This is a genomic window from Pseudomonas sp. LBUM1656 (genome assembly GCF_059716065.1).
Genome location: NZ_CP166800.1, coordinates 6,051,917 through 6,071,690, shown reverse-complemented (window position 1 = coordinate 6,071,690; position 19,774 = coordinate 6,051,917). Strand labels below are relative to the sequence as shown.

Annotated in this window: 17 protein-coding genes; 12 read left to right on the top strand and 5 right to left on the bottom strand. The window is 61.4% G+C overall.

Annotated features, from left to right (window positions below; all coding sequences use genetic code 11):
* Positions 1–31: 31 nt before the first annotated feature.
* Positions 32–778 carry an NRDE family protein gene (locus ACA072_RS27570; RefSeq protein WP_497621857.1) on the bottom strand — a complete coding sequence of 249 codons (747 nt, stop codon included), beginning with the start codon at positions 776–778 and terminating at the stop codon, positions 32–34.
* Between the two features lie 134 nt (positions 779–912).
* On the opposite strand from ACA072_RS27570, the gene ACA072_RS27565 reads away from it, so the two are divergent.
* From ACA072_RS27565 to ACA072_RS27555, 3 genes are all read left to right on the top strand, one after another.
* A complete protein-coding gene (locus ACA072_RS27565; RefSeq protein WP_497621856.1) occupies positions 913–1,695 on the top strand; it encodes a sulfite exporter TauE/SafE family protein in 783 nt (260 codons plus the stop codon).
* A gap of 74 nt (positions 1,696–1,769) precedes the next feature.
* The gene (gene lgt / locus ACA072_RS27560; protein WP_497621854.1) at positions 1,770–2,582 is read left to right on the top strand and encodes a prolipoprotein diacylglyceryl transferase; all 813 of its coding nucleotides are present in this window, start codon (positions 1,770–1,772) and stop codon (positions 2,580–2,582) included.
* A gap of 48 nt (positions 2,583–2,630) precedes the next feature.
* Positions 2,631–3,602 carry a thymidylate synthase gene (locus ACA072_RS27555; protein WP_497621852.1) on the top strand — a complete coding sequence of 324 codons (972 nt, stop codon included), beginning with the start codon at positions 2,631–2,633 and terminating at the stop codon, positions 3,600–3,602.
* Between the two features lie 125 nt (positions 3,603–3,727).
* Here ACA072_RS27555 and cadR read toward each other — a convergent pair whose 3' ends face one another.
* Positions 3,728–4,177: a Cd(II)/Pb(II)-responsive transcriptional regulator gene (gene cadR / locus ACA072_RS27550; protein WP_497621851.1), complete on the bottom strand. Its 450-nt coding sequence runs from the start codon at positions 4,175–4,177 to the stop codon at positions 3,728–3,730.
* 84 nt (positions 4,178–4,261) lie between these two features.
* Here cadR and ACA072_RS27545 point away from each other — a divergent pair, with 84 nt between their 5' ends.
* The 7 genes from ACA072_RS27545 to ACA072_RS27515 all read left to right on the top strand — a co-directional run bounded on the left by ACA072_RS27545 (position 4,262) and on the right by ACA072_RS27515 (position 13,339).
* Positions 4,262–6,556, top strand: coding sequence for a heavy metal translocating P-type ATPase (locus ACA072_RS27545; protein ID WP_497621849.1), 2,295 nt, complete (start codon positions 4,262–4,264; stop codon positions 6,554–6,556).
* A 16-nt stretch (positions 6,557–6,572) separates the two neighbouring features.
* Positions 6,573–7,436: a LysR family transcriptional regulator gene (locus ACA072_RS27540; protein WP_123361013.1), complete on the top strand. Its 864-nt coding sequence runs from the start codon at positions 6,573–6,575 to the stop codon at positions 7,434–7,436.
* 224 nt (positions 7,437–7,660) lie between these two features.
* Positions 7,661–8,737 (top strand): putative 2-aminoethylphosphonate ABC transporter ATP-binding protein, encoded by a 1,077-nt coding sequence (locus ACA072_RS27535; protein ID WP_497621847.1) that lies wholly within the window; start codon positions 7,661–7,663, stop codon positions 8,735–8,737.
* A complete protein-coding gene (locus ACA072_RS27530; protein WP_497621845.1) occupies positions 8,737–10,461 on the top strand; it encodes a putative 2-aminoethylphosphonate ABC transporter permease subunit in 1,725 nt (574 codons plus the stop codon). Before ACA072_RS27535 ends, ACA072_RS27530 begins: the two co-directional genes overlap by 1 nt.
* Positions 10,462–10,496: 35 nt before the next feature.
* The gene (locus ACA072_RS27525; protein WP_497621843.1) at positions 10,497–11,522 is read left to right on the top strand and encodes a putative 2-aminoethylphosphonate ABC transporter substrate-binding protein; all 1,026 of its coding nucleotides are present in this window, start codon (positions 10,497–10,499) and stop codon (positions 11,520–11,522) included.
* A gap of 126 nt (positions 11,523–11,648) precedes the next feature.
* Positions 11,649–12,782 (top strand): TIGR03364 family FAD-dependent oxidoreductase, encoded by a 1,134-nt coding sequence (locus ACA072_RS27520; protein ID WP_497621841.1) that lies wholly within the window; start codon positions 11,649–11,651, stop codon positions 12,780–12,782.
* Positions 12,782–13,339 (top strand): phosphonate degradation HD-domain oxygenase, encoded by a 558-nt coding sequence (locus ACA072_RS27515; protein WP_497621839.1) that lies wholly within the window; start codon positions 12,782–12,784, stop codon positions 13,337–13,339. The genes ACA072_RS27520 and ACA072_RS27515 overlap by 1 nt, the downstream gene beginning before the upstream one ends.
* Before the next feature lie 135 nt (positions 13,340–13,474).
* Here the strand turns inward: ACA072_RS27515 and ACA072_RS27510 are convergent, their stop codons facing one another.
* Positions 13,475–14,851: a GTPase/DUF3482 domain-containing protein gene (locus ACA072_RS27510; RefSeq protein ID WP_497621837.1), complete on the bottom strand. Its 1,377-nt coding sequence runs from the start codon at positions 14,849–14,851 to the stop codon at positions 13,475–13,477.
* Positions 14,844–16,223 (bottom strand): DUF2868 domain-containing protein, encoded by a 1,380-nt coding sequence (locus tag ACA072_RS27505; protein ID WP_497621835.1) that lies wholly within the window; start codon positions 16,221–16,223, stop codon positions 14,844–14,846. Before ACA072_RS27505 ends, ACA072_RS27510 begins: the two co-directional genes overlap by 8 nt.
* 85 nt (positions 16,224–16,308) lie before the next feature.
* Here ACA072_RS27505 and ACA072_RS27500 point away from each other — a divergent pair, with 85 nt between their 5' ends.
* Complete coding sequence (locus ACA072_RS27500) at positions 16,309–16,821, top strand: dihydrofolate reductase (protein WP_497621833.1); 513 nt, start codon at positions 16,309–16,311, stop codon at positions 16,819–16,821.
* 106 nt (positions 16,822–16,927) lie between these two features.
* On the opposite strand, the gene ACA072_RS27495 is transcribed toward ACA072_RS27500, so the two are convergent.
* Positions 16,928–18,334: an L-cystine transporter gene (locus ACA072_RS27495; RefSeq protein WP_497621832.1), complete on the bottom strand. Its 1,407-nt coding sequence runs from the start codon at positions 18,332–18,334 to the stop codon at positions 16,928–16,930.
* Between the two features lie 241 nt (positions 18,335–18,575).
* On the opposite strand from ACA072_RS27495, the gene ACA072_RS27490 reads away from it, so the two are divergent.
* On the top strand, positions 18,576–19,631 hold the full coding sequence (locus tag ACA072_RS27490; RefSeq protein WP_497621830.1) for an HAD family hydrolase: 1,056 nt from the start codon (positions 18,576–18,578) through the stop codon (positions 19,629–19,631).
* Positions 19,632–19,774 lie beyond the last annotated feature (143 nt).

The window sequence follows — 19,774 nt, the reverse complement described above, 5'->3', positions numbered from 1 at the left end:
CCGCGATGGGGCCAGTGCATTCATCACAAAATCAAAGTCTGATCTCCACTTCCCCCAAATGCCCCCCATACGGCCCGAAACTCCGTTCGACCATATGCCGCGTGCCGTCCGCCTGAACAATCAACGCCGTACTCGCCCGCGTCCCGTACGTGGGGCTGGCAATAAACACGCTCGACAACAACGTCTCGGTCGCCAACCCCACCCCGGTATCCGGCAATTCAGCAAACGGTACGGTCTGCGGATCATTCAGCAACGCCAGTAATGCCTCTGGCTGGGGATCCTCCAGCGCTTCCTCCAACGCCGCCCGCGCCTTGAGCAGCTTCGGCCACGGCGTATCCAGCCCGGCATTCGACACCCCATAAACCCCGGGTGGCAGCATCACCGCCTCAGACTCCCGCGCATTGAAGTGCCACAGTTCGTTGGCATTACCGATCAGCAGATTAAACCCGGCATATTCCAGCGAACGTCCGACAACGTCGTTCAAGTAGTCATCAATCAGCCTATTGCCTAAAAGAAAACCCGCCACCAGCTCACCTCGGGATTTTCGCGATGGCGACTGGTTCGGATCACGAATATTGGTCAGCGCAGCGAAGCGCCCATTAGCCCCGATTCCGAGCCAGGTGCCGCCGGCTTCCAGGTCGCGACCGGCATAAACCTGAGGCGCTTCGGGCCATTGCGCCAAGGGCAGGCTGGGGCGGGCATAAAATTCGTCGCGGTTGGCCGCCACGATCAGCGGCTGGGCATGACCCGGGCGCCAGGCAAAGACAATCAGGCACATAAGGTGGTCCTTGTGTGTTTTTTGCCCACTCTACGCAGTCGTCGCCTGTCGTTCCATTGCCATCCGCAGTGGAGCCTGAGGCCACGCATCCGTTACCATGCCGCTCCGGTTTTGGCTAAGCATTGGGATCGTCCATGGAATTTCTGCTCTATCTGGCGCTGGGCGCCTGTGCAGGCGTGCTGGCCGGGCTGTTCGGGGTCGGCGGCGGGATCATCATCGTCCCGGTGCTGGTGTTCAGTTTCACCTTGCAGGGCTTCGACGCTTCGATCCTGACCCACCTGGCGGTCGGCACATCCCTGGCCACGATCATCTTTACGTCGGTCAATGCGGTCCGCGAACATCACCGTCGCGGCGCGGTGCGATGGCCGATATTTGTCTGGATGACCGTGGGCATTTTGATGGGCGCCGGTTTCGGTGCGCTGACGGCCGAAGCGATCTCCGGCCCGAACCTGCAGAAAATCATCGGTGTGTTTGCGCTGATCATCGCCGTGCAACTGGCGCTGGACGTCAAACCCAAGGCCAGCCGAACGGTGCCCGGCAAACTCGGTCTCACCGTGGCCGGCAGCGTGATTGGCTGGGCCTCGGCGATTTTTGGCATTGGCGGCGGCTCGTTGACCGTGCCGTTCCTGACCTGGCGCAGCGTGCCGATGCAGCAAGCCGTGGCTACTTCGTCGGCGTGCGGTCTGCCCATCGCCTTGGCCAGTGCATTAAGTTTCATGATTCTGGGCTGGCACGATCCGCTGCTGCCGGCCCATAGTCTCGGTTTTATTTATTTGCCGGCGCTGCTGGGGATTGCCCTGACCAGCATGTTTTTCGCCCGTCTCGGTGCGCGACTGGCCCACAGGCTGTCGCCGAAGTTGCTGAAAAGGCTGTTTGCCGCTTTGCTGTTCTGCGTAGGCCTGAGCTTCCTGCTCTAGCTCGCAATGCTGGCTTAATCCTGAGGTGACAGCGTCGCCCGGGAATTCTGGTTTCAATTTAACAAGGAGTCGCAATGCTGCCTTACCCGCAGATCGACCCGGTGGCCCTGGCCATCGGTCCGCTGAAAATCCACTGGTACGGTCTGATGTACCTGATCGGCATCGGCGGCGCCTGGCTGTTGGCATCGCGCCGGCTCAACCGCTTCGACCCGACCTGGACCAAGGAGAAACTTTCCGACATGGTCTTCTGGATGTCGATGGGCGTTATCGTCGGCGGGCGCCTGGGCTATGTGCTGTTCTACGATCTGCACGCTTACCTGGCCAACCCGACGCTGATTTTCGAAGTGTGGAAGGGCGGCATGTCGTTCCACGGCGGCTTCATCGGCGTGATGCTGGCAGCGTTGTGGTTCGGCAAGAAGAACAACAAGTCGTTCTTCCAGCTGATGGATTTTGTCGCGCCAATGGTGCCGATCGGCCTGGGTGCCGGGCGCATCGGCAACTTCATCAACGCCGAGTTGTGGGGCAAGGCGACCGACGTGCCGTGGGCCATGATCTTCCCGCCGTTCAGCGATCCGGCGCAGTTGCCGCGTCACCCGTCGCAGCTGTATCAGTTCGCCCTGGAAGGCGTGGCGCTGTTCGCCATTCTCTGGTTGTTCTCGCGCAAGCCGCGGCCGACCATGGCCGTGTCCGGGATGTTCGCGCTGTTCTACGGCATCTTCCGTTTCATTGTGGAATTCGTCCGCGTACCGGATGCGCAACTGGGCTATCTGGCCTGGAACTGGCTGACCATGGGCCAGGTACTGTGCGTACCGATGATCGTCGGCGGGTTGTTCCTGATCTGGCTGGCGTATCGCCGCGCCCCGGCGACACCAGCGGCCGCCGTATAAATTCGAATCCCGGGGTGACGACCCCGGGTTCAAGGACACAGGTAACTCATGAAGCAATATCTCGAACTGGTCTCCCACGTCATCAAGAACGGCACCAAACAGGCGAATCGCACCGGCGTGAACACCATCAGCTTTCCGGGCGCGATGCTGCGTTATGACCTGAAAGAAGGTTTCCCGGCGATCACCACGCGCAAGATGGCCTTCAAGTCAGCCATCGGCGAGATGTGTGGTTTTCTGCGCGGGGTGAACAACGCCGCCGAATTCCGTGCGCTGGGCTGCAAGGTCTGGGACCAGAACGCCAACGAAAACGCGCAGTGGCTGGCCAACCCGTTCCGCCAGGGCGAAGACGACCTCGGTGAGATCTACGGCGTGCAATGGCGCAAGTGGCCGGCGTACAAGCAGATCCCGGTCAGCAACAAAGCCGCCATCGAACAGACTCTGAGCCAGGGTTATCGTCAGATCGCTGAAGGCGAGGAAGACGGTCAGGCCTATGTGGTGCTGTACAAGGCAATCGACCAGATCCGCCAGTGCGTCGACACCATCATCAAAGACCCGGGCAGCCGCCGCATCCTGTTCCACGGCTGGAACGTGGCGCAGCTCGATGAAATGGCCTTGCCGCCGTGCCATCTGCTGTACCAGTTCCATCCGAATGTCGAGACCAAAGAGATTTCTCTGACCCTCTACATCCGCTCCAACGACCTGGGCCTGGGCACGCCGTTCAACCTCACCGAAGGCGCTGCGCTGCTGAGCCTGATCGGCCGACTCACCGGCTACACGCCGCGCTGGTTCACCTATTTCATCGGTGATGCCCACGTCTACGAAAACCACCTGGACATGCTGAATGAACAGCTCAAGCGCGAGCCGTTTCCGATGCCGAAACTGGTGATCAGCGACCGTGTGCCGGAGTTTGCCAAGACCGGTGAGTATCAGCCGGAATGGCTGGAGTTGATCGAGCCGAGCGATTTCTCGCTTGAGGGTTATCAGCACCACGCGCCGATGACCGCGCCGATGGCGGTCTGATGTAGCACGCAATATCCCTGTGGGAGCTAGCCTGCTAGCGATAGCGACGGCACATCCAACAATGATGTGACGGAAAAACCGCTATCGCTAGCAGGCTAGCTCCCACATTGGGTCTTGGGGTGTTCTTAATGGCCGTGACTGCGACCAACATGAGAAGGCTCGACCTCCGTCGCCACAACCCCGCCACTCACTTCCAACCGCTGCAAAATCCCGCACTGGTCAATCTCCGGCCCCTCGCCACAGCGTTGGCGCAGGTCGAGCAGTTGCGTCTGCAACGCCATCAGCCCGTCAATCCGCGCTTTCACGTGATGAATGTGCTCGTCGATCAGTGCATTCACACTTTCACACTGATCCTGAGGGCTGTCGCGCAGGGCCAGCAGGCTGCGGATTTCCTCCAGGGTCATGTCGAGTGTTCGGCAGTTGCGGATAAAGGTCAGGCGTTCGGCTTGGGCCTGGGTGTAGACGCGGTAGTTGCCGTCACTGCGGGCCGGCTCAGGCAGCAGGTTTTCGCGCTCGTAGTAGCGGATGGTTTCCACGGCGCAATCGGTAATTTTCGCCAGTTCTCCGATCTTCATGACCCAATCTCCAAATAGGTGCTTGACCCTATAGTGGCTACAGGGTCTTTACTTGGCAACAGGCACCTTCATGGACGCAACCCAATGAGCGATTCCCTTCACACCCACAAACCCGAGGCTGATCACGATCACGATCACGATCACGATCACAGCCACAAGCTGCAGCCTGTGCCCCAGCATGACAATGAAAGCCATGACCATGGCGGGCATGGCGATTCCTGCTGTTCATCCAAAGCGGCAGCGCCTTCGCTGATCAAGTTGAGCGACAAGCCGACCGACGGCGCACGGCTGAGCAGTTTCCGCATCGACGCCATGGATTGCCCGACCGAGCAGACGCTGATCCAGAACAAACTGGGCAAGCTGGCGGGTGTGCAGCAACTGGAATTCAACCTGATCAATCGGGTATTGGGCGTGACCCATGACCTGCCGAGCACTGCGCCGATCATCGAGGCGATCAAGTCCCTGGGCATGGTGGCCGAACCGATGGAGCAGGGCAGCGAAGCGCCAGCGCCGATCCCCGAGAAAAAGCACTGGTGGCCCCTGGCGCTGTCCGGCGTGGGTGCGCTGGCTGCAGAAGTGATCCACTTCACCAACGCCGCACCGACGTGGGTGGTGGCAATCATCGCGCTGGTTTCGATCCTCAGTGGCGGCCTCACCACGTACAAGAAAGGCTGGATCGCGCTCAAGAACCTCAACCTGAACATCAACGCCTTGATGAGCATCGCGGTAACCGGCGCGATCCTGATCGGCCAATGGCCGGAAGCGGCGATGGTGATGTTCCTGTTCACCGTGGCCGAGTTGATCGAAGCCAAGTCGCTGGACCGGGCGCGCAACGCTATTGGCGGCCTGATGCAGATGACACCGGAACAGGCGACGGTGCAGCAAGCCGACGGCAGTTGGGTCGAGCAAGACGTCAAAACCATTGACCTCGGCGCGCGAGTGCGTGTGCGTCCCGGAGAGCGGATTGGCCTGGACGGCGAAGTGGTGTCGGGCAGTTCGACCATCGATCAGGCGCCGATCACCGGCGAAAGCCTGCCGATCGAGAAGACTGTGGGCGATAAAGTCTTTGCCGGCACCATCAACCAGGCGGGCTCGCTGGAATACACCGTGACCGCCGCAGCCAATAACTCGACCCTGGCGCGGATCATCCACGCCGTGGAACAGGCCCAGGGCGCACGGGCACCGACCCAGCGCTTCGTCGATCAGTTTTCGAAAATCTATACCCCGGCGGTGTTCATCTTTGCCCTGGCGGTGGCAGTGATTCCACCTTTGTTCATGGGCGCGCTGTGGTTCGACTGGATTTACCGGGCGCTGGTGTTGCTGGTAGTCGCCTGCCCATGTGCGCTAGTGATTTCCACCCCGGTGACCATCGTCAGCGGCCTCGCGGCAGCGGCGCGCAAAGGCATCCTGGTGAAGGGCGGCGTTTATCTGGAGGGTGGTTACAAACTCGATTACCTGGCCCTGGACAAGACCGGCACGATCACCCACGGCAAACCGGTGCAGACTGATTATTTGTCGCTTGATCCAACCGCTGACGCAACCGCCCCGGCGATTGCGGCAGCGCTGGCCGGTCGCTCGGATCACCCGGTGTCGTTGGCCATCGCCAACGCGGCTGTGGATAAACAATTCGCGCCGCTCGTTGTGGATAGCTTCGAGGCGCTGGCCGGTCGCGGCGTACGCGGCGAAATCAACGGTCAGGTTTACCATTTGGGTAATCACCGTTTGGTGGAAGAACTGAACCTGTGCTCGCCAGCGCTGGAGGAGAAGCTGTTTGCCCTGGAGAAACAGGGCAAGTCTGTGGTGTTGTTGCTCGACAAGTCCGGCCCGTTGGCACTGTTCGCCGTGGCCGACACTGTGAAAGAGTCCAGTCGCGAAGCGATCCAGCAACTGCACGATCTGGGCATCAAAACCTTGATGCTGACCGGCGACAACGTCCACACCGCCCAGGCGATTGCCGCGCAAGTCGGCATCGACGAGGCCAAGGGCGACCTGCTGCCGACCGACAAGCTGCAAGCCATCGAGGCACTTTATGCACAGGGCCATCGCGTCGGCATGGTCGGCGACGGCATCAACGATGCGCCGGCGCTGGCCCGGGCCGAGATCGGTTTCGCCATGGCGGCCGCCGGCACCGATACCGCCATCGAGACCGCCGATGTCGCCCTGATGGACGACGATCTGCGCAAGATCCCCGCGTTCATCCGCCTGTCGCGGCGGACGTCGAGCATCCTCAAACAGAACATCGCCCTCGCTTTGGTCATCAAGGCGATCTTTCTTGGGGTAACCTTCGCCGGGATCGCCACCATGTGGATGGCAGTGTTCGCCGACATGGGCGTGAGCCTGTTGGTGGTGTTCAACGGTTTGCGCCTGCTGCGTAAATAAACGATGAGGGACGAGTGTGCTGAGTGCCGAGCTGAAGGCGTTTTACATGGTGGCCCGTTTAGGCAGCATTACCCTGGCGGCGAAAAAGCTCGGCCTGAGTCAGCCCACGGTGACCACGCAGATCCGCCATCTGGAAAGCCAGTACTCGGTTGAACTGTTCTACCGTGGCGGCCGCCGCCTCAGCGTCAGTGATGAAGGTGCGCGGTTGCTGCCGATGGTCAAGGCGCTGTTGCAGCAGGAAGCGGACATCGAGTTTTTCCTGCGCAACAGCGGCCAGGTCCAGGGCACGTTGCGCATCGCCGCCACCGCGCCGTATTACATCCTCGATCTGGTAAAGACCTTCCGCGAGCGCCTGCCGCAGGTGGAAGTGTCGGTGGAGATCGGCAACTCCCAGCAGGTGCTGGAGGCGCTGGAGGATTACCGGGTCGACGTCGCGGCGTCCTCGCAGTTGCTCGACGATGCGCGACTGATTCGCCGGGTACTCGGCAGCGATCCGCTGGTGCTGGCGGTGCATCGCAATCATCCGCTGGCGGTTCACGACCATGTGCCGCTCAGTGCGTTGGCCGGGCATACGTTGTTGATGCGTGAGTCGGGCTCGACCACTCGGAGATTGACCGAAGAGTTGCTGGCCAGCGCCGGGGTGAGTTTCGGGCCGCTGCTGGAGATTGGCAGCCGTGAATCAATTCGTGAGGCGGTGCTGCGCAACATCGGCATCAGCATCATTGCCCGGCAGGAAGTGCCGCATGACCCGCAACTGCGCGTGCTGACCATCGAGAATGCGCCGCAGATTCCCGAGTATCTGTACTGCCTCAAGGAACGCAAAGGCGCGCGGCTGCCGGCGGCGTTTCTGGGGTTGGCGCAGGAAATGGCTCCCGCGTAACGATCGTTCCCACGCTCCGCGTGGGAATGCCTCAACGGACGCTCCGCGTTCGGCTCTTGATGGGACGCGGAGCGTCCCGGGCTGCATTCCCACGCGGAGCGTGGGAACGATCGGCGGTGAACCCAAATCCCTGAATACCACTATCAGCCGTTTTTGCCTCACTGCCACATGACGTACGCATTACATCCCTAGGATGGCTCTCATCTGCTTGATGAGGCCCGTCCATGAACCACTCGAACGCAACTGCCCTGACCAACCCCGGCGCCCCGATGAAAGTGCGCGGCGTGCAGAAACGCTTTGGCGCCTTCACCGCGCTGGATAACGTTTCCCTCGACGTCGCCGCCGGTGAACTGGTGTGTCTGCTGGGCCCGTCGGGCTGTGGCAAAACCACCTTGCTGCGTTGCATCGCCGGCCTGGAGAAACAAGACAGCGGCAAGTTGTACCTCGGCGATCGCGACGTTTCCCACCTGGCACCCCAGGCGCGGGACTACGGCATTCTCTTCCAGTCCTACGCGCTGTTCCCCAATCTCACCGTCGAAGCGAACATTGCCTATGGCCTCGCCGGCAGCGGTCGCGATGAAGTGCGCAAACGCGTGGGTCAGATGCTGGAACTGGTCGGCCTGATCGGCAGCGAGAAAAAGTACCCCGGCCAATTGTCCGGCGGCCAACAGCAACGTGTCGCACTGGCCCGCGCATTGGCGCCGGCGCCGTCCTTGTTGCTGCTGGACGAACCGATGTCGGCCCTCGACGCCCGGGTTCGCGAGCATCTGTGCACCGAACTGCGTCAACTGCAACGCAACCTCGGTGTGACCACGCTGATGGTCACGCACAATCAGGACGAAGCCATGCTGATGGCGGACCGCATCGCCGTGATGAACAACGGCAAGGTCGAGCAGTACGCCACGCCGCAGGAAATCTACGACCGCCCGGCCACACCGTTTGTGGCGGAGTTTGTCGGCCAGGGCAACTGGCTGCCGTTCAACCGCAGCAGCGACAGCCACGCCCAGGTCGGCGGGATGAGCATGCGCCTGGCGGATGGCAGCGCAAAAACCACGTCGGGCCGTTTGTTCTGCCGCCCGGAAGCGATCAACGTCAACCCTCCGGTGCATGAAGAAAACCTGTTTCCGGCCAAGGTCCGCGAAATTACTTTCCTCGGCAACCGCTGCCGCATGAGCTTCGAACTCGATCAACTGCCCGGTCATGCGCTGCTGGCCGAACTGGCACCGGAGGCCATGCCGCGTCTTGGCGCGCAGCAAATCATGGTCGCCTTGCCACCGCGCAGCCTGCAGGTGTTTGCCTGATGAGCGCGAACATCGCGCTGCCGATACCGCACAAGCAGGTTCGGCAGACCTCCCGTGCCGAGATCGGCGACCGGGTGTTCGTGGTCGGCGGCAAAGTCCTTTTACTGGTACTGCTCGGCGTCGCGGTGTTGATGCCGTTGCTGGCGATCTTTTGGCGCGGCTTCAGTTCCGAGACCGGGCAGGGCGGTGGTCTGGTCGCGGCTCGCGAACTGGTCACCAGTGCGAATTTTCACTGGTTGCTCGGTAACAGCCTGAAAGTTTCCCTCAGCGTCGCGGCGATTGTCGTACCGCTGGCCTACCTGTTTGCCTACGCGCTGCAACGCACATTGATTCCGGGCAAAGGCATCTGGCGTGGGATGTCGCTGTTGCCGCTGATGGCGCCGTCGATGTTGCCGGGTATTGCGCTGGTTTATCTGTTCGGCAATCAGGGCATGTTGCGTGGATTGCTCTCGGACAATATCTACGGCTTCTGGGGCATCGTCCTGGGCGAGGTCATCTACACCTTCCCACACGCGTTGATGATTTTGCTGTCGGCGCTTTCCCTGGCAGATGCGCGACTCTTCGATGCTGCCTCCAGCATGGGCGCCAGTCCGGCAAAAGCTTTCCGCAGCATCACTTGGCCGGCGACCCGTCAGGCAGTGTTCGCGGCATTCTGTCTGGTCTTCACCCTGACCATCACCGACTTCGGCGTGCCTGTGGTGGTCGGTGGCGACTATCAAGTGCTGGCGCTGGAAGCCTACAAAGCGGTGGTCGGCCAGCAACAATTCGGCCGTGGCGCGTTGATCGGCATGGTCCTGCTGCTGCCGGCGCTGTTCAGCTTCGGTGTCGATGCCTGGTTGCGTCGGCGTCATGGCGATTCCATGAGCGGCCGGGCGCAGGTGTTTCAACCGGCGCCGTCGAAGTTGCGGGACGGCTGCTACCTGGCGATTGTGTTGCTGATCTGCGCGGTGTTGCTGCTGGTGTTCGGCATGGCGGTGTTCTCCTCACTGGTGAAATTCTGGCCATATAACCTGTCGCTGTCGCTCAACCACTACCAGTTCAACGACACGGCGGGCGGCGGCTGGCTGGCCTATGGCAACAGCGTGAAGATGGCCTTGTGCACGGCGTTGATCGGCAGCGTGCTGATCTTCACCGGCGCCTACCTGATGGAAAAAACCAAGGGCCAGCGCGGACTGAACCTGACGTTGCGCATGCTCAGTTTCGTACCGATGGCGGTGCCGGGTCTGGTGCTGGGCCTGGGTTATGTCTTTTTCTTCAACCTGACCGGCAACCCGCTGCATGTGCTCTACGGGACCATGACCCTGCTGGTGGTCTGCACCATTGCTCACTACTTGACCACCGCGCAAATGACCGCGACCACGGCGCTGCGCCAGCTCGACGCTGAGTTCGAAGCCGCCGCGTTGTCGCTCAAGGCGCCGCTGTATCGGCACTACCTGCGGGTCACCGTGCCCATCTGCCTGCCGGCGCTGCTGGACATCGTGCGCTACCTGTTCGTCTCGGCCATGACCACCGTCTCGGCGGCGATCTTCCTCTACAGCCCCGACACCATCCTTGCGGCGGTGGCGGTGTTGAACATGGATGACGCCGGCAACGTCGGCGGCGCGGCGGCGATGTCGACTTTGATTCTGTTCACCTCGGCGGGCGTGTCCCTGCTGCTGGCCTGGGCCTCGCGCGGTTTGCTGCGCCGCTCCCAGGCCTGGCGGCAGACCGCGCCTGGCCACTGATTCACACCCTCAACTCACAAGACAGGAAACCGATCATGTTCAAGCCTATGGCCCTGGCCGCTGCTGTGCTCGCTACTTTCAGCCTGAACGCCTTCGCGGCGCAAACCGAGTTGACGGTGTACACCGCCCTCGAAGCCGAGCAACTGAAGACCTATAAAGAAGCTTTCGAAAAAGCCAACCCGGACATCGAGATCAAGTGGGTGCGCGATTCCACCGGGATCATCACGGCGAAACTGCTGGCCGAAAAAGCCCGCCCGCAGGCTGACGCAGTCTGGGGCCTGGCGGCTTCGAGCCTGGCGATCCTCGATCAGCAAGGCATGCTGCAAAGCTACGCGCCGAAAGACCTGGGCAAGATCGGCGGCAACTACCGCGACGCCGCCAACCCGCCCGCCTGGGTCGGCATGGACGTCTGGGCTGCGACCATTTGCTTCAACACTGTCGAAGCCGAAAAGCAGGGTTTGACCAAACCGGTGAGCTGGCAAGACCTGACCAAGCCTGAGTACAAAGGCAAGATCGTGATGCCCAACCCGGCCTCGTCCGGCACCGGTTTCCTCGACGTCAGCGCCTGGCTGCAAACCTTCGGGGAGAAGCAGGGCTGGCAGTACATGGACGACCTGCACCAGAACATCGGCCAGTACGTTCACTCCGGTTCCAAGCCTTGCAAACTGGCAGCGGCGGGTGAGTTCCCGATCGGTATTTCCTTTGAATACCCGGCCGTTCAGTTGAAGCGCCAGGGCGCGCCGCTGGACATCATCCTGCCGAAGGAAGGCCTGGGCTGGGAGATCGAAGCGACGGCTGTGATCAAGGGCACACCGCACGAAGAGGCGGCGAAGAAACTGGCTGACTTCTCGGCCAGCCCGGCGGCGATGGAGCTTTATAAAGAGAACTTCGCGGTGCTCGCTCAACCGGGTATTGCCAAGCCGCAGACCGAATTGCCGGCGGATTATGAGCAGCGCTTGATCAAGAACGACTTTGCCTGGGCGTCGAAGAATCGCGACGAAATCCTGACCGAGTGGCGCAAGCGCTACGACGGCAAGTCCGAGAAAGTGGCTGCCAAGTAACTGATACCGATCGTTCCCACGCTCTGCGTGGGAATGAATCCCGTGACGCTCTGCGTCACAGTGGACGCGGAGCGTCCATGGCTGCATTCCCACGCGGAGCGTGGGAACGATCATTGGGGAAACTTCATGACACACCACAACGACGTGCTGATCGTCGGTGCCGGCATCCTCGGCCTGTCCCACGCCTACGCCGCCGCCAGACGCGGTCTCAAGGTAACGGTTTTCGAACGCAGCGAAACGCCCTTGGGCGCCTCGGTCCGCAACTTCGGTCAGGCCCTGGTCACCGGCCAACCACCGGGCCCGATGCTTGAACTGGCCAAAGCCAGCCGCGAGATCTGGGGCCAATGGGCGCAACTGGCCGGCCTGCAACTCAAGCGCAACGGCTCATACTTGTTCGCCCGCACCGAAGCCGAAGAACACCTGCTGGAAGCCTTCTGCGCCGGCCGCGCCGTGGAGCACGGTTACCGCGTCGACCTCCTGCGCGGCGCTGCATTACGCGATCTGTACGGCGGCCAGTTCCGCCATCACCGCGCTGCGTTGCACGGCATGGACGATCAGCAACTGTATTCCCGCGAGGCGATTCCGGCGTTGATCGACTACCTGCGCCGCGACCTCGGCGTCGAGTTTCACTTCTCCACCTTGGTGCGCGACATCGAACCGGGTCGCCTGCACAGCACCACCGGCACTTTCAGCGCCGAGCAGATCATCGTCTGTTCCGGCCACGACTATCAGACCTTGCTGGCCGAGTCGATTGCCGCACTCAACCCGCAAATCTGCCGGCTGCAAATGCTCCGCGCCCGACCGCAAATCAACCTCAACCTGCAACACGCATTGCTCACCGGTTTGAGTTGCGTGCACTACGGCGCCTTCGCCGATCTACCGGAAGCGGCGGCGGTGCAGGCGCAGATTCTGCGCGAGGAACCGCACCTGCATGAAAACGGCATCCACCTGCTGATCAGCCCGACGCCTTATGGCGAATTGATCATCGGCGACTCCCACCATTACGGCCGCGATCCGTCGCCGTTCAATGCCGAGCAAGTGGACAACTGGATGATCGAACTCGCTGAACAAACCCTGGGTTGCAAAGTGCAAGTGGTCGAGCGCTGGCAGGGTGTCTATGGTTCACGGGGGCCTGGGCCGTTCTCGTTCTTGCGGCCGATGCCGGGTGTGAGCGTGGCGCTGATGCACACCGGGGTTGGCATGAGTATCGGACCGGCGATGGCAGAACGTAATGTCACTCAAGTATTGGGGGAAGATTGATGGCGCGTCATGAGCAAGTGATTGCCGAGGTGTTCGGTTTGTATGAGCGCTTTGGCGACAGCGATTACATCGGCGAGCCGGTGTCGCAGATCGAACACATGTCCCAGGCAGCCGAGCTGGCCATGGCAGAGGGCTTCGATGATGAAGTGGTGCTGGCCGCATTCTTCCACGACATCGGGCATATCTGCGGCGAGAGCGCGCAGAACATGGGTGGCTTCGGCGTGATCAGCCACGAGCGATTGGGCGCCGATTACCTGCGTCGTGCAGGTTTCAGCGAGCGCATGGCGCGGCTGGTGGAATACCACGTTCCGGCCAAGCGTTACCTGACGCTCAAAGAGCCCGGGTACTACGAGCGCTTGAGCGAAGCCAGCCGCCGGACCCTGGAGTATCAGGGCGGGGTGATGACGCCTGTCGAGGCTGAAGCCTTCGAACAGGACCCGTTGTGCGAAGTCAGTTTGCGCATGCGGCAGTGGGATGAGTTGGCGAAGGAAATGTGGGTGCCGGTGATTGATCTTGGCGTTTTGAAGGAGAAGGCGTTGCGGCTGTTGGCTGCGTAACGCCTTGAAACCGAGGCGCTGCCATCGCGAGCAAGCTCGCTCCCACAGGTTCCGTAGTGACTACAGAACTTGTGTTCACCACAAATCCTGTGGGAGCGGGCTTGCCCGCGATGGGGCCGGCCCAAACACCCAGTTTTAAAGCTGCTGTGCCAACGCCTCTATCTGCTCTTGTCGCTCCGCCTGACTCAACTTGGGATGAGGATTCAACGACGACCACTGCGGATGCGCCCGAGCCTTGTTCAGGGCTTCGGGTAGTTTGCCTTCGCGCCAGGTCTTGTCCTGAGGTGTAGCCACCTGGATGCTGTCCATCGCCGCATGCCCTCGCACGTTCAACGCTTGCAGCAACTGCCGCTGACGTAGGGCCAACAACCGCAACACGCTGTCGTCGACCGTCAATTCTCGCTGACCTCTGATCTTGCCCATCAGCCGGTTGCCATAACTGCGCGCGGTTTGCAGGGCGCCGCCGGCAATCGCGCCGGCCAGTGCCGCCGCGCCGAGGGTCAGGCCGCCCACCAGCAAGTCGACCCCGGCACCGGCGGCTGCACCGGCCGCGATGCCACCGCCGACACGCACGCCCAATTGCTTGAGGGTTTCCGGGTTGAACAAATCATCGCCCCAACGGCCATCGAGCAGCGGCAGATCACTGGCCGCCGCGTCCTGTGGGCGAAAGGCGTAGAGCTTGAGCAAGCCTTCCACGCAGCGCTGTTCCCGTTGGCGAACGGCTTTGCGCAGTTCGCTGATGGCTTGTTGTTCCTGCTCAGCATCGCTGACCACGCTGCGCCGGCACGCGGCGCAATCGATCAGCAATTCGGCAATCAGCCGCGCCGCACTTTGCTGACGGGCCAGGCGCTGGGCCTGCTGATCGGCGATCAGGCGCTCCAGTTGTTCGCGGGAGTTCTCCAGCAGCAAGGCGAGGCTTTCATAAAGTCGGCGTTCGCCATCCTCGGGCGGCGCGACGCTGTCGAAACGCACCAGGGCATGCAAGCCCAGACGTGCCAGGGCTTCACGCCAATCCGGTTCGCGGTGGTTGGCGCTGCTGACGAAATTCAGCACCGGCAGCAGCGGTTTGCCGCAACTGGCCAACACTTCCAGTTCGTCGCGGTACTTGGCCAGCACCGGCTCACGGGCGTCGATCACATAGAGGCCGGCGTCCGAGGCGAGCAATTGCCGCAGCACTTTGGCTTCCTGTTCAAAGCGCTGCCGGGCTTCGCTGCCCTCCAGGAATCGTGCAAGCCGTGCCGGGCCGTCGAGGCGTTCGCCGGGGCGTTCCAGGCGTTCGAGGTAGTCGAGCAGGGCGATGGCGTCTTCAAGGCCCGGCGTGTCGTAGAGATCGAGCAAGGGCTCGCCGTCCACCGACAACCGCGCGCCTTCGACGTGGCGGGTGGTGCTGGGGCGATGGGACACTTCACCGAATCCGACATCCCGGGTGAGCGTGCGCAGCAACGACGTTTTGCCGACGTTGGTGTGGCCGACCACGGCCAGCTTCAAGGGCGCTTTCCAGGTGTTAGTCATGACCGGTCTCCAGCCAGTTCACGGGCACGCAGTCGGCGAACGGCAGGTCCAGCTGTTGCAGCGCCACATGCCAGTCACCCAAGCGTTCGGCGTCCAGTGCTTCGCCGGGCGGCGCTTGCAGCAACCAGACACGGGTGGCGGCGGCATTGCGCGCCAGTTCGGCGATGAGTGCCAGGCTGCCACGGTCGGGTGAGCGTCGTGGATCGCAGGCAATCGCCAAGCGGGCCGGGGGAAAACGACTCAGCTGTTCGAGCAGTTTGTTGCGCGACTCGCGGCTGTCGAGAATGCCGGCGTTGTTCACGGTTTTCGGCAGTAGTGGCGGCCACGGGCGTTGATTGTCCAGCTCGATGGCCACCAGCAGCGCGCCGTCGCTTTGCTGTTCACTGACACCACTTTCCACACGATGAAGTTGCGCAGGCGCGGCATCGCTGATGCCGAGGCGTTCGCTGGTGGGCATCAGGCGTTCGCGCAACTGGGCATAACCGGGCAGGTTCAGATCCAGGCGCAACGCGGCTTGGCCGGATGTCCAGCGCCACCGGCAGAACAGCACCAGCAATAGACGCGGCAACACGCCGTAGACCAGCAACACGCCGACCAGCCATGCCGCCCAGGCTTGGCGGGCGCTTTCGATGTTGAGCGCGGCATCGCCACTGGCGCGGATCATCTCCACGCTGGGCACACTGAACCCGAGCAAGGCCGGCAGGGCTCCGAGGGCCTGGGTCATGGCGACGAAGGTGTCGCCGCGCAGAATGGTGGTTTCCCAGACGAAGCCGTAGCGCCGGGTCGCCATCAACGTCAGCAAGATCGCCAGGGCGCTGAGCATCGCCAGCAACCACAAGCCATTGACCAGCACGCCGATCGCCCAGCGATTGAGTTTGCGTCGTTGCAATAACAGCAGCAGGGCCGGCGCCAGTTGCGCGGCTTTGGCATCGCGCGCGAGTTTTTCGCTGAGCCACAGCCACAAGCGTCCAAGGCTGGCGCCGTGTTCACCGGCAAACACCAGGCCCAACGCCCAGCTCAACAGCAGAATCAGATTGAGCCCAAGCAGACTGCCTAAGGCCCAGAACACATTCACCGGGGTCTGGCCGTCACCCAGCGCGGCAAACGCCAGGCCAGCACCGCTGACGATCGCCAGCACCGCCATCACGATCAGCGCCAGTCGCGCGCCTTGCAGCCAATGTTTGAGCGCTTCGGCCAAGCCGTCGCGTTCGGCCAGCCACACCGCCCGGCGCTGAATCCGCGTCGGCAGGTCGCCGCCGGCGCTGCGGGCCAGTCGGTTGGCTTCCAGATCCTCCAGGGGCCCGGCGTGTTCTTCACGCAGGCGCACCGTCTCGGTCAGCCAGAGGTTTTGCAGTGGAGTCAGTCCAGTCACACGCCATCCCGTCGCTCAATTGAGCTGTGAGCATAACCGCTGTGGCGCTTATCGGGGTACGGGAGGCTCTGGTATCCTCGCCTGCATGACTAAATCACTCCCCCTCAGCCTGATCGCAGCCCTCGGTGAAAACCGTGTGATCGGCGTCGACAACAGCATGCCCTGGCACTTGCCGGGGGACTTCAAATACTTCAAGGCCACCACGCTGGGCAAGCCGATCATCATGGGTCGCAAGACCTGGGATTCCCTCGGTCGTCCGCTGCCCGGCCGGTTGAACATCGTGGTCAGTCGCCAGGCGGATCTGGTGCTGGAAGGCGCGGAAGTTTATCCGTCGCTAGAGGTCGCCGTGATTCGCGCGCAGGAATGGGCGAACGAGCAGGGCGTCGATGAGGTGATGTTGATTGGCGGGGCGCAGTTGTATGCGCAAGGGATGGCGCAGGCGGATCGGTTGTATTTGACGCGCGTGGCGTTGAGTCCGGAGGGGGATGCGTGGTTTCCGGAGTTTGATTTGAAAGCGTGGAAGTTGGTGTCGAACATCGAGAATCCGGCGGTGGATGATAAGCCAGCGTACAACTTCGAGGTTTGGGAAAAAGCTTAAAAGCATCGCCAGCAGGCTGGCTCCCACAGTGGGTTTGAGGTGACACACCGGTTGTGTGTACACCCCAATTCCCTGTGGGAGCCAGCCTGCTGGCGATGCGGCCCGCTCAGTCGCTGAACGACTTAAGCGTGAACCAACTCCCATGCTCATCCGCACCCAGCAATTCTTTATCCGTCTGCTGCATCATCTGGCTGGTAATCGCCCCGGCCGTGATCGAACCACTGACGTTCAACGCCGTGCGGCCCATATCAATCAGCGGCTCGACCGAAATCAGCAACGCCACCAATGACACCGGCAAACCCATCGCCGGCAGCACGATCAGCGCAGCAAACGTCGCGCCACCGCCCACGCCCGCCACGCCGGCCGAACTCAAGGTCACAATCGCTACCAGCGTCGCGATCCACAGCGGGTCCAGCGGGTTGATGCCCACGGTGGGCGCGACCATCACCGCTAACATCGCCGGGTACAGACCGGCACAGCCGTTCTGGCCAATGGTCGCGCCGAACGAAGCGGCGAAACTGGCGATGGACTGCGGGATACCCAGACGGCTGGTCTGCGCTTCGATGCTCAGGGGAATCGTCGCCGCGCTCGAACGGCTGGTGAACGCAAACGTCAGTACCGGCCAGATCTTGCGGAAGAACCGAAGCGGGTTGATTCCGGCCGCCGACACCAGCAGGCCATGGACCACAAACATCAGGCCCAGGCCGATGTAGGAAACCACCACGAAACTGCCGAGCTTGATGATGTCTTGCAGGTTGGAGCCGGCGACCACCTTGGTCATCAGCGCCAATACGCCGTACGGGGTCAGCTTCATCACCAGACGCACCAGGCGCATCACCCAGGCTTGCAGGGTGTCGATGGCGTTGATCACTTTCTGACCTTTCGGGGCGTCATCCTTGAGCAGTTGCAGCGCCGCGACACCCAAGAATGCGGCGAAGATCACCACGCTGATGATCGAAGTCGGCTTGGCGCGAGCAAGGTCGGCGAACGGGTTTTGCGGAATGAACGACAGCAGTAATTGCGGCACATTCAGGTCAGCGACCTTGCCTGCATAGTCGTTCTGAATGGTTTGCAGGCGAGCCATTTCCTGCGTGCCGGCCACCAGCCCTTCGGCGGTCAGGCCGAACAGGTTGGTCAGGCCGATGCCGACCAGCGCCGCGATGGCGGTGGTGAACAGCAGCGTGCCGATGGTCAGGAAGCTGATCTTGCCCAGCGACGAAGCGTTGTGCAGACGGGCCACGGCGCTGAGGATCGAGGCGAACACCAGCGGGATGACGATCATTTGCAGCAACTGCACGTAACCGTTGCCCACCAGATCGAACCAGCCGATCGAGGCTTTCAGCACCGGGTTGCCGGCACCGTAAATCGTGTGCAGCGCCACACCGAACACCACGCCCATCACCAACGCGAGCAGGACTTTTTTAGCTAAGCTCCACGTCGTATGACGGGTTTGCGCCAGGCCGAAGAGCAGGGCGAGGAATACCAGCAGATTGAGGATCAGCGGCAGATTCATGTGAACTCCAAGAGAGACTTGTGCCAGCCACCTTCCGGGGCAGCTGCGAACCGGCAAGCCTAACAGCTTGAAAACTAATGAATTAATATCAAAAAAGTCTGTTAGCTGTCGTTTTTGGAATAAGAGGGTGTCGGTGTCGGGGATGCAGCTGACGCGGAAGGGACGCGGGCGGTCGCAGGCAGATGGGGGCTGTCACACTAATTTGATAGCGTCGATATCTTTGAATCAGGGAGAAATGAAGATGAAGTTCGCACCAAAATTTCTGGTTGCCGCACTCTGTCTTGGCCTCGCCGGCCAGGTACTCGCCACGGATTTGAAGCACTGGCCCGCCGATCAGGCCAAGGCACTGGACGCAATGATTGCGGCCAACGCCAACAAAGGTAACTACGCGGTGTTCGACATGGACAACACCAGTTACCGCTACGACCTCGAAGAGTCGTTGTTGCCGTACATGGAAAACAAGGGCCTGATCACCCGCGAGAAACTCGACCCCTCCCTGAAGCTGATTCCGTTCAAGGACACCGCCGACCATAAGGAAAGCCTGTTCAGCTACTACTATCGCCTCTGCGAACTCGACGACATGGTTTGCTATCCATGGGTCGCGCAAGTGTTCTCCGGTTTCACCCTCCAGGAACTCAAAGGCTACGTCGATGAGCTGATGGCTTCGGGCAAACCGGTGCCGGCCACTTATTACGAAGGCGACGTGGTGAAGAACCTCGACGTCAATCCGCCGAAAATCTTCACCGGACAGAAAGAGCTCTACAACAAGTTGATGGAGAACGGCATCGAGGTCTACGTGATGACCGCTGCCTCCGAAGAGCTGGTGCGCATGGTCGCTTCCGATCCGAAGTACGGCTACAACGTCAAACCGCAAAACGTCATTGGTGTGAGCCTGTTGCTCAAGGACCCGAAGTCGGGCGAGTTGACCACGGCACGCAAGCAAATCACCGCGGGCAAGTATGACGAGAAGGCCAACCTCGGCCTCGAACTGACTCCGTACCTTTGGACCCCGGCGACCTGGATGGCGGGTAAACAAGCGGCGATCCTGACCTACATCGATGAATGGAAAAAACCGGTGCTGGTAGGCGGCGATACCCCGACCAGCGACGGTTTCATGCTGTTCCACAGCGTCGACGTGGCCAAGGGTGGCATCCACTTGTGGGTCAACCGCAAGGACAAATACATGACCCAGATTAACGGCATGATGGCCAAGCACGCGGCGGCACAGGCCAAAGAAGGGTTGCCGGTGACGGCGGACAAGAACTGGGTGATCGTCAAGCCTGAAGAGATTCAGTAACCCATCCGAGATGTTCCAACAAAGGCTTGAGCTGAACCCCAGACTTTTGTGAACACCGAAGTTCCAATGTGGGAGCGGGCTTGCTCGCGAAAGCGGTGTGTCATTCAACATCAATGGTGAATGTGATTCCCTCTTCGCGAGCA

Bases quoted from the DNA above. Each gene is read 5' to 3' on its own strand.
- ACA072_RS27570 (WP_497621857.1), bottom strand. From the start codon at position 778: ATGTGCCTGATTGTCTTTGCCTGGCGCCCGGGTCATGCCCAGCCGCTG.
- ACA072_RS27565 (WP_497621856.1), top strand. From the start codon at position 913: ATGGAATTTCTGCTCTATCTGGCGCTGGGCGCCTGTGCAGGCGTGCTG.
- lgt (WP_497621854.1), top strand. From the start codon at position 1,770: ATGCTGCCTTACCCGCAGATCGACCCGGTGGCCCTGGCCATCGGTCCG.
- ACA072_RS27555 (WP_497621852.1), top strand. From the start codon at position 2,631: ATGAAGCAATATCTCGAACTGGTCTCCCACGTCATCAAGAACGGCACC.
- cadR (WP_497621851.1), bottom strand. From the start codon at position 4,177: ATGAAGATCGGAGAACTGGCGAAAATTACCGATTGCGCCGTGGAAACC.
- ACA072_RS27545 (WP_497621849.1), top strand. From the start codon at position 4,262: ATGAGCGATTCCCTTCACACCCACAAACCCGAGGCTGATCACGATCAC.
- ACA072_RS27535 (WP_497621847.1), top strand. From the start codon at position 7,661: ATGAACCACTCGAACGCAACTGCCCTGACCAACCCCGGCGCCCCGATG.
- ACA072_RS27530 (WP_497621845.1), top strand. From the start codon at position 8,737: ATGAGCGCGAACATCGCGCTGCCGATACCGCACAAGCAGGTTCGGCAG.
- ACA072_RS27525 (WP_497621843.1), top strand. From the start codon at position 10,497: ATGTTCAAGCCTATGGCCCTGGCCGCTGCTGTGCTCGCTACTTTCAGC.
- ACA072_RS27520 (WP_497621841.1), top strand. From the start codon at position 11,649: ATGACACACCACAACGACGTGCTGATCGTCGGTGCCGGCATCCTCGGC.
- ACA072_RS27515 (WP_497621839.1), top strand. From the start codon at position 12,782: ATGGCGCGTCATGAGCAAGTGATTGCCGAGGTGTTCGGTTTGTATGAG.
- ACA072_RS27510 (WP_497621837.1), bottom strand. From the start codon at position 14,851: ATGACTAACACCTGGAAAGCGCCCTTGAAGCTGGCCGTGGTCGGCCAC.
- ACA072_RS27500 (WP_497621833.1), top strand. From the start codon at position 16,309: ATGACTAAATCACTCCCCCTCAGCCTGATCGCAGCCCTCGGTGAAAAC.
- ACA072_RS27495 (WP_497621832.1), bottom strand. From the start codon at position 18,334: ATGAATCTGCCGCTGATCCTCAATCTGCTGGTATTCCTCGCCCTGCTC.
- ACA072_RS27490 (WP_497621830.1), top strand. From the start codon at position 18,576: ATGAAGTTCGCACCAAAATTTCTGGTTGCCGCACTCTGTCTTGGCCTC.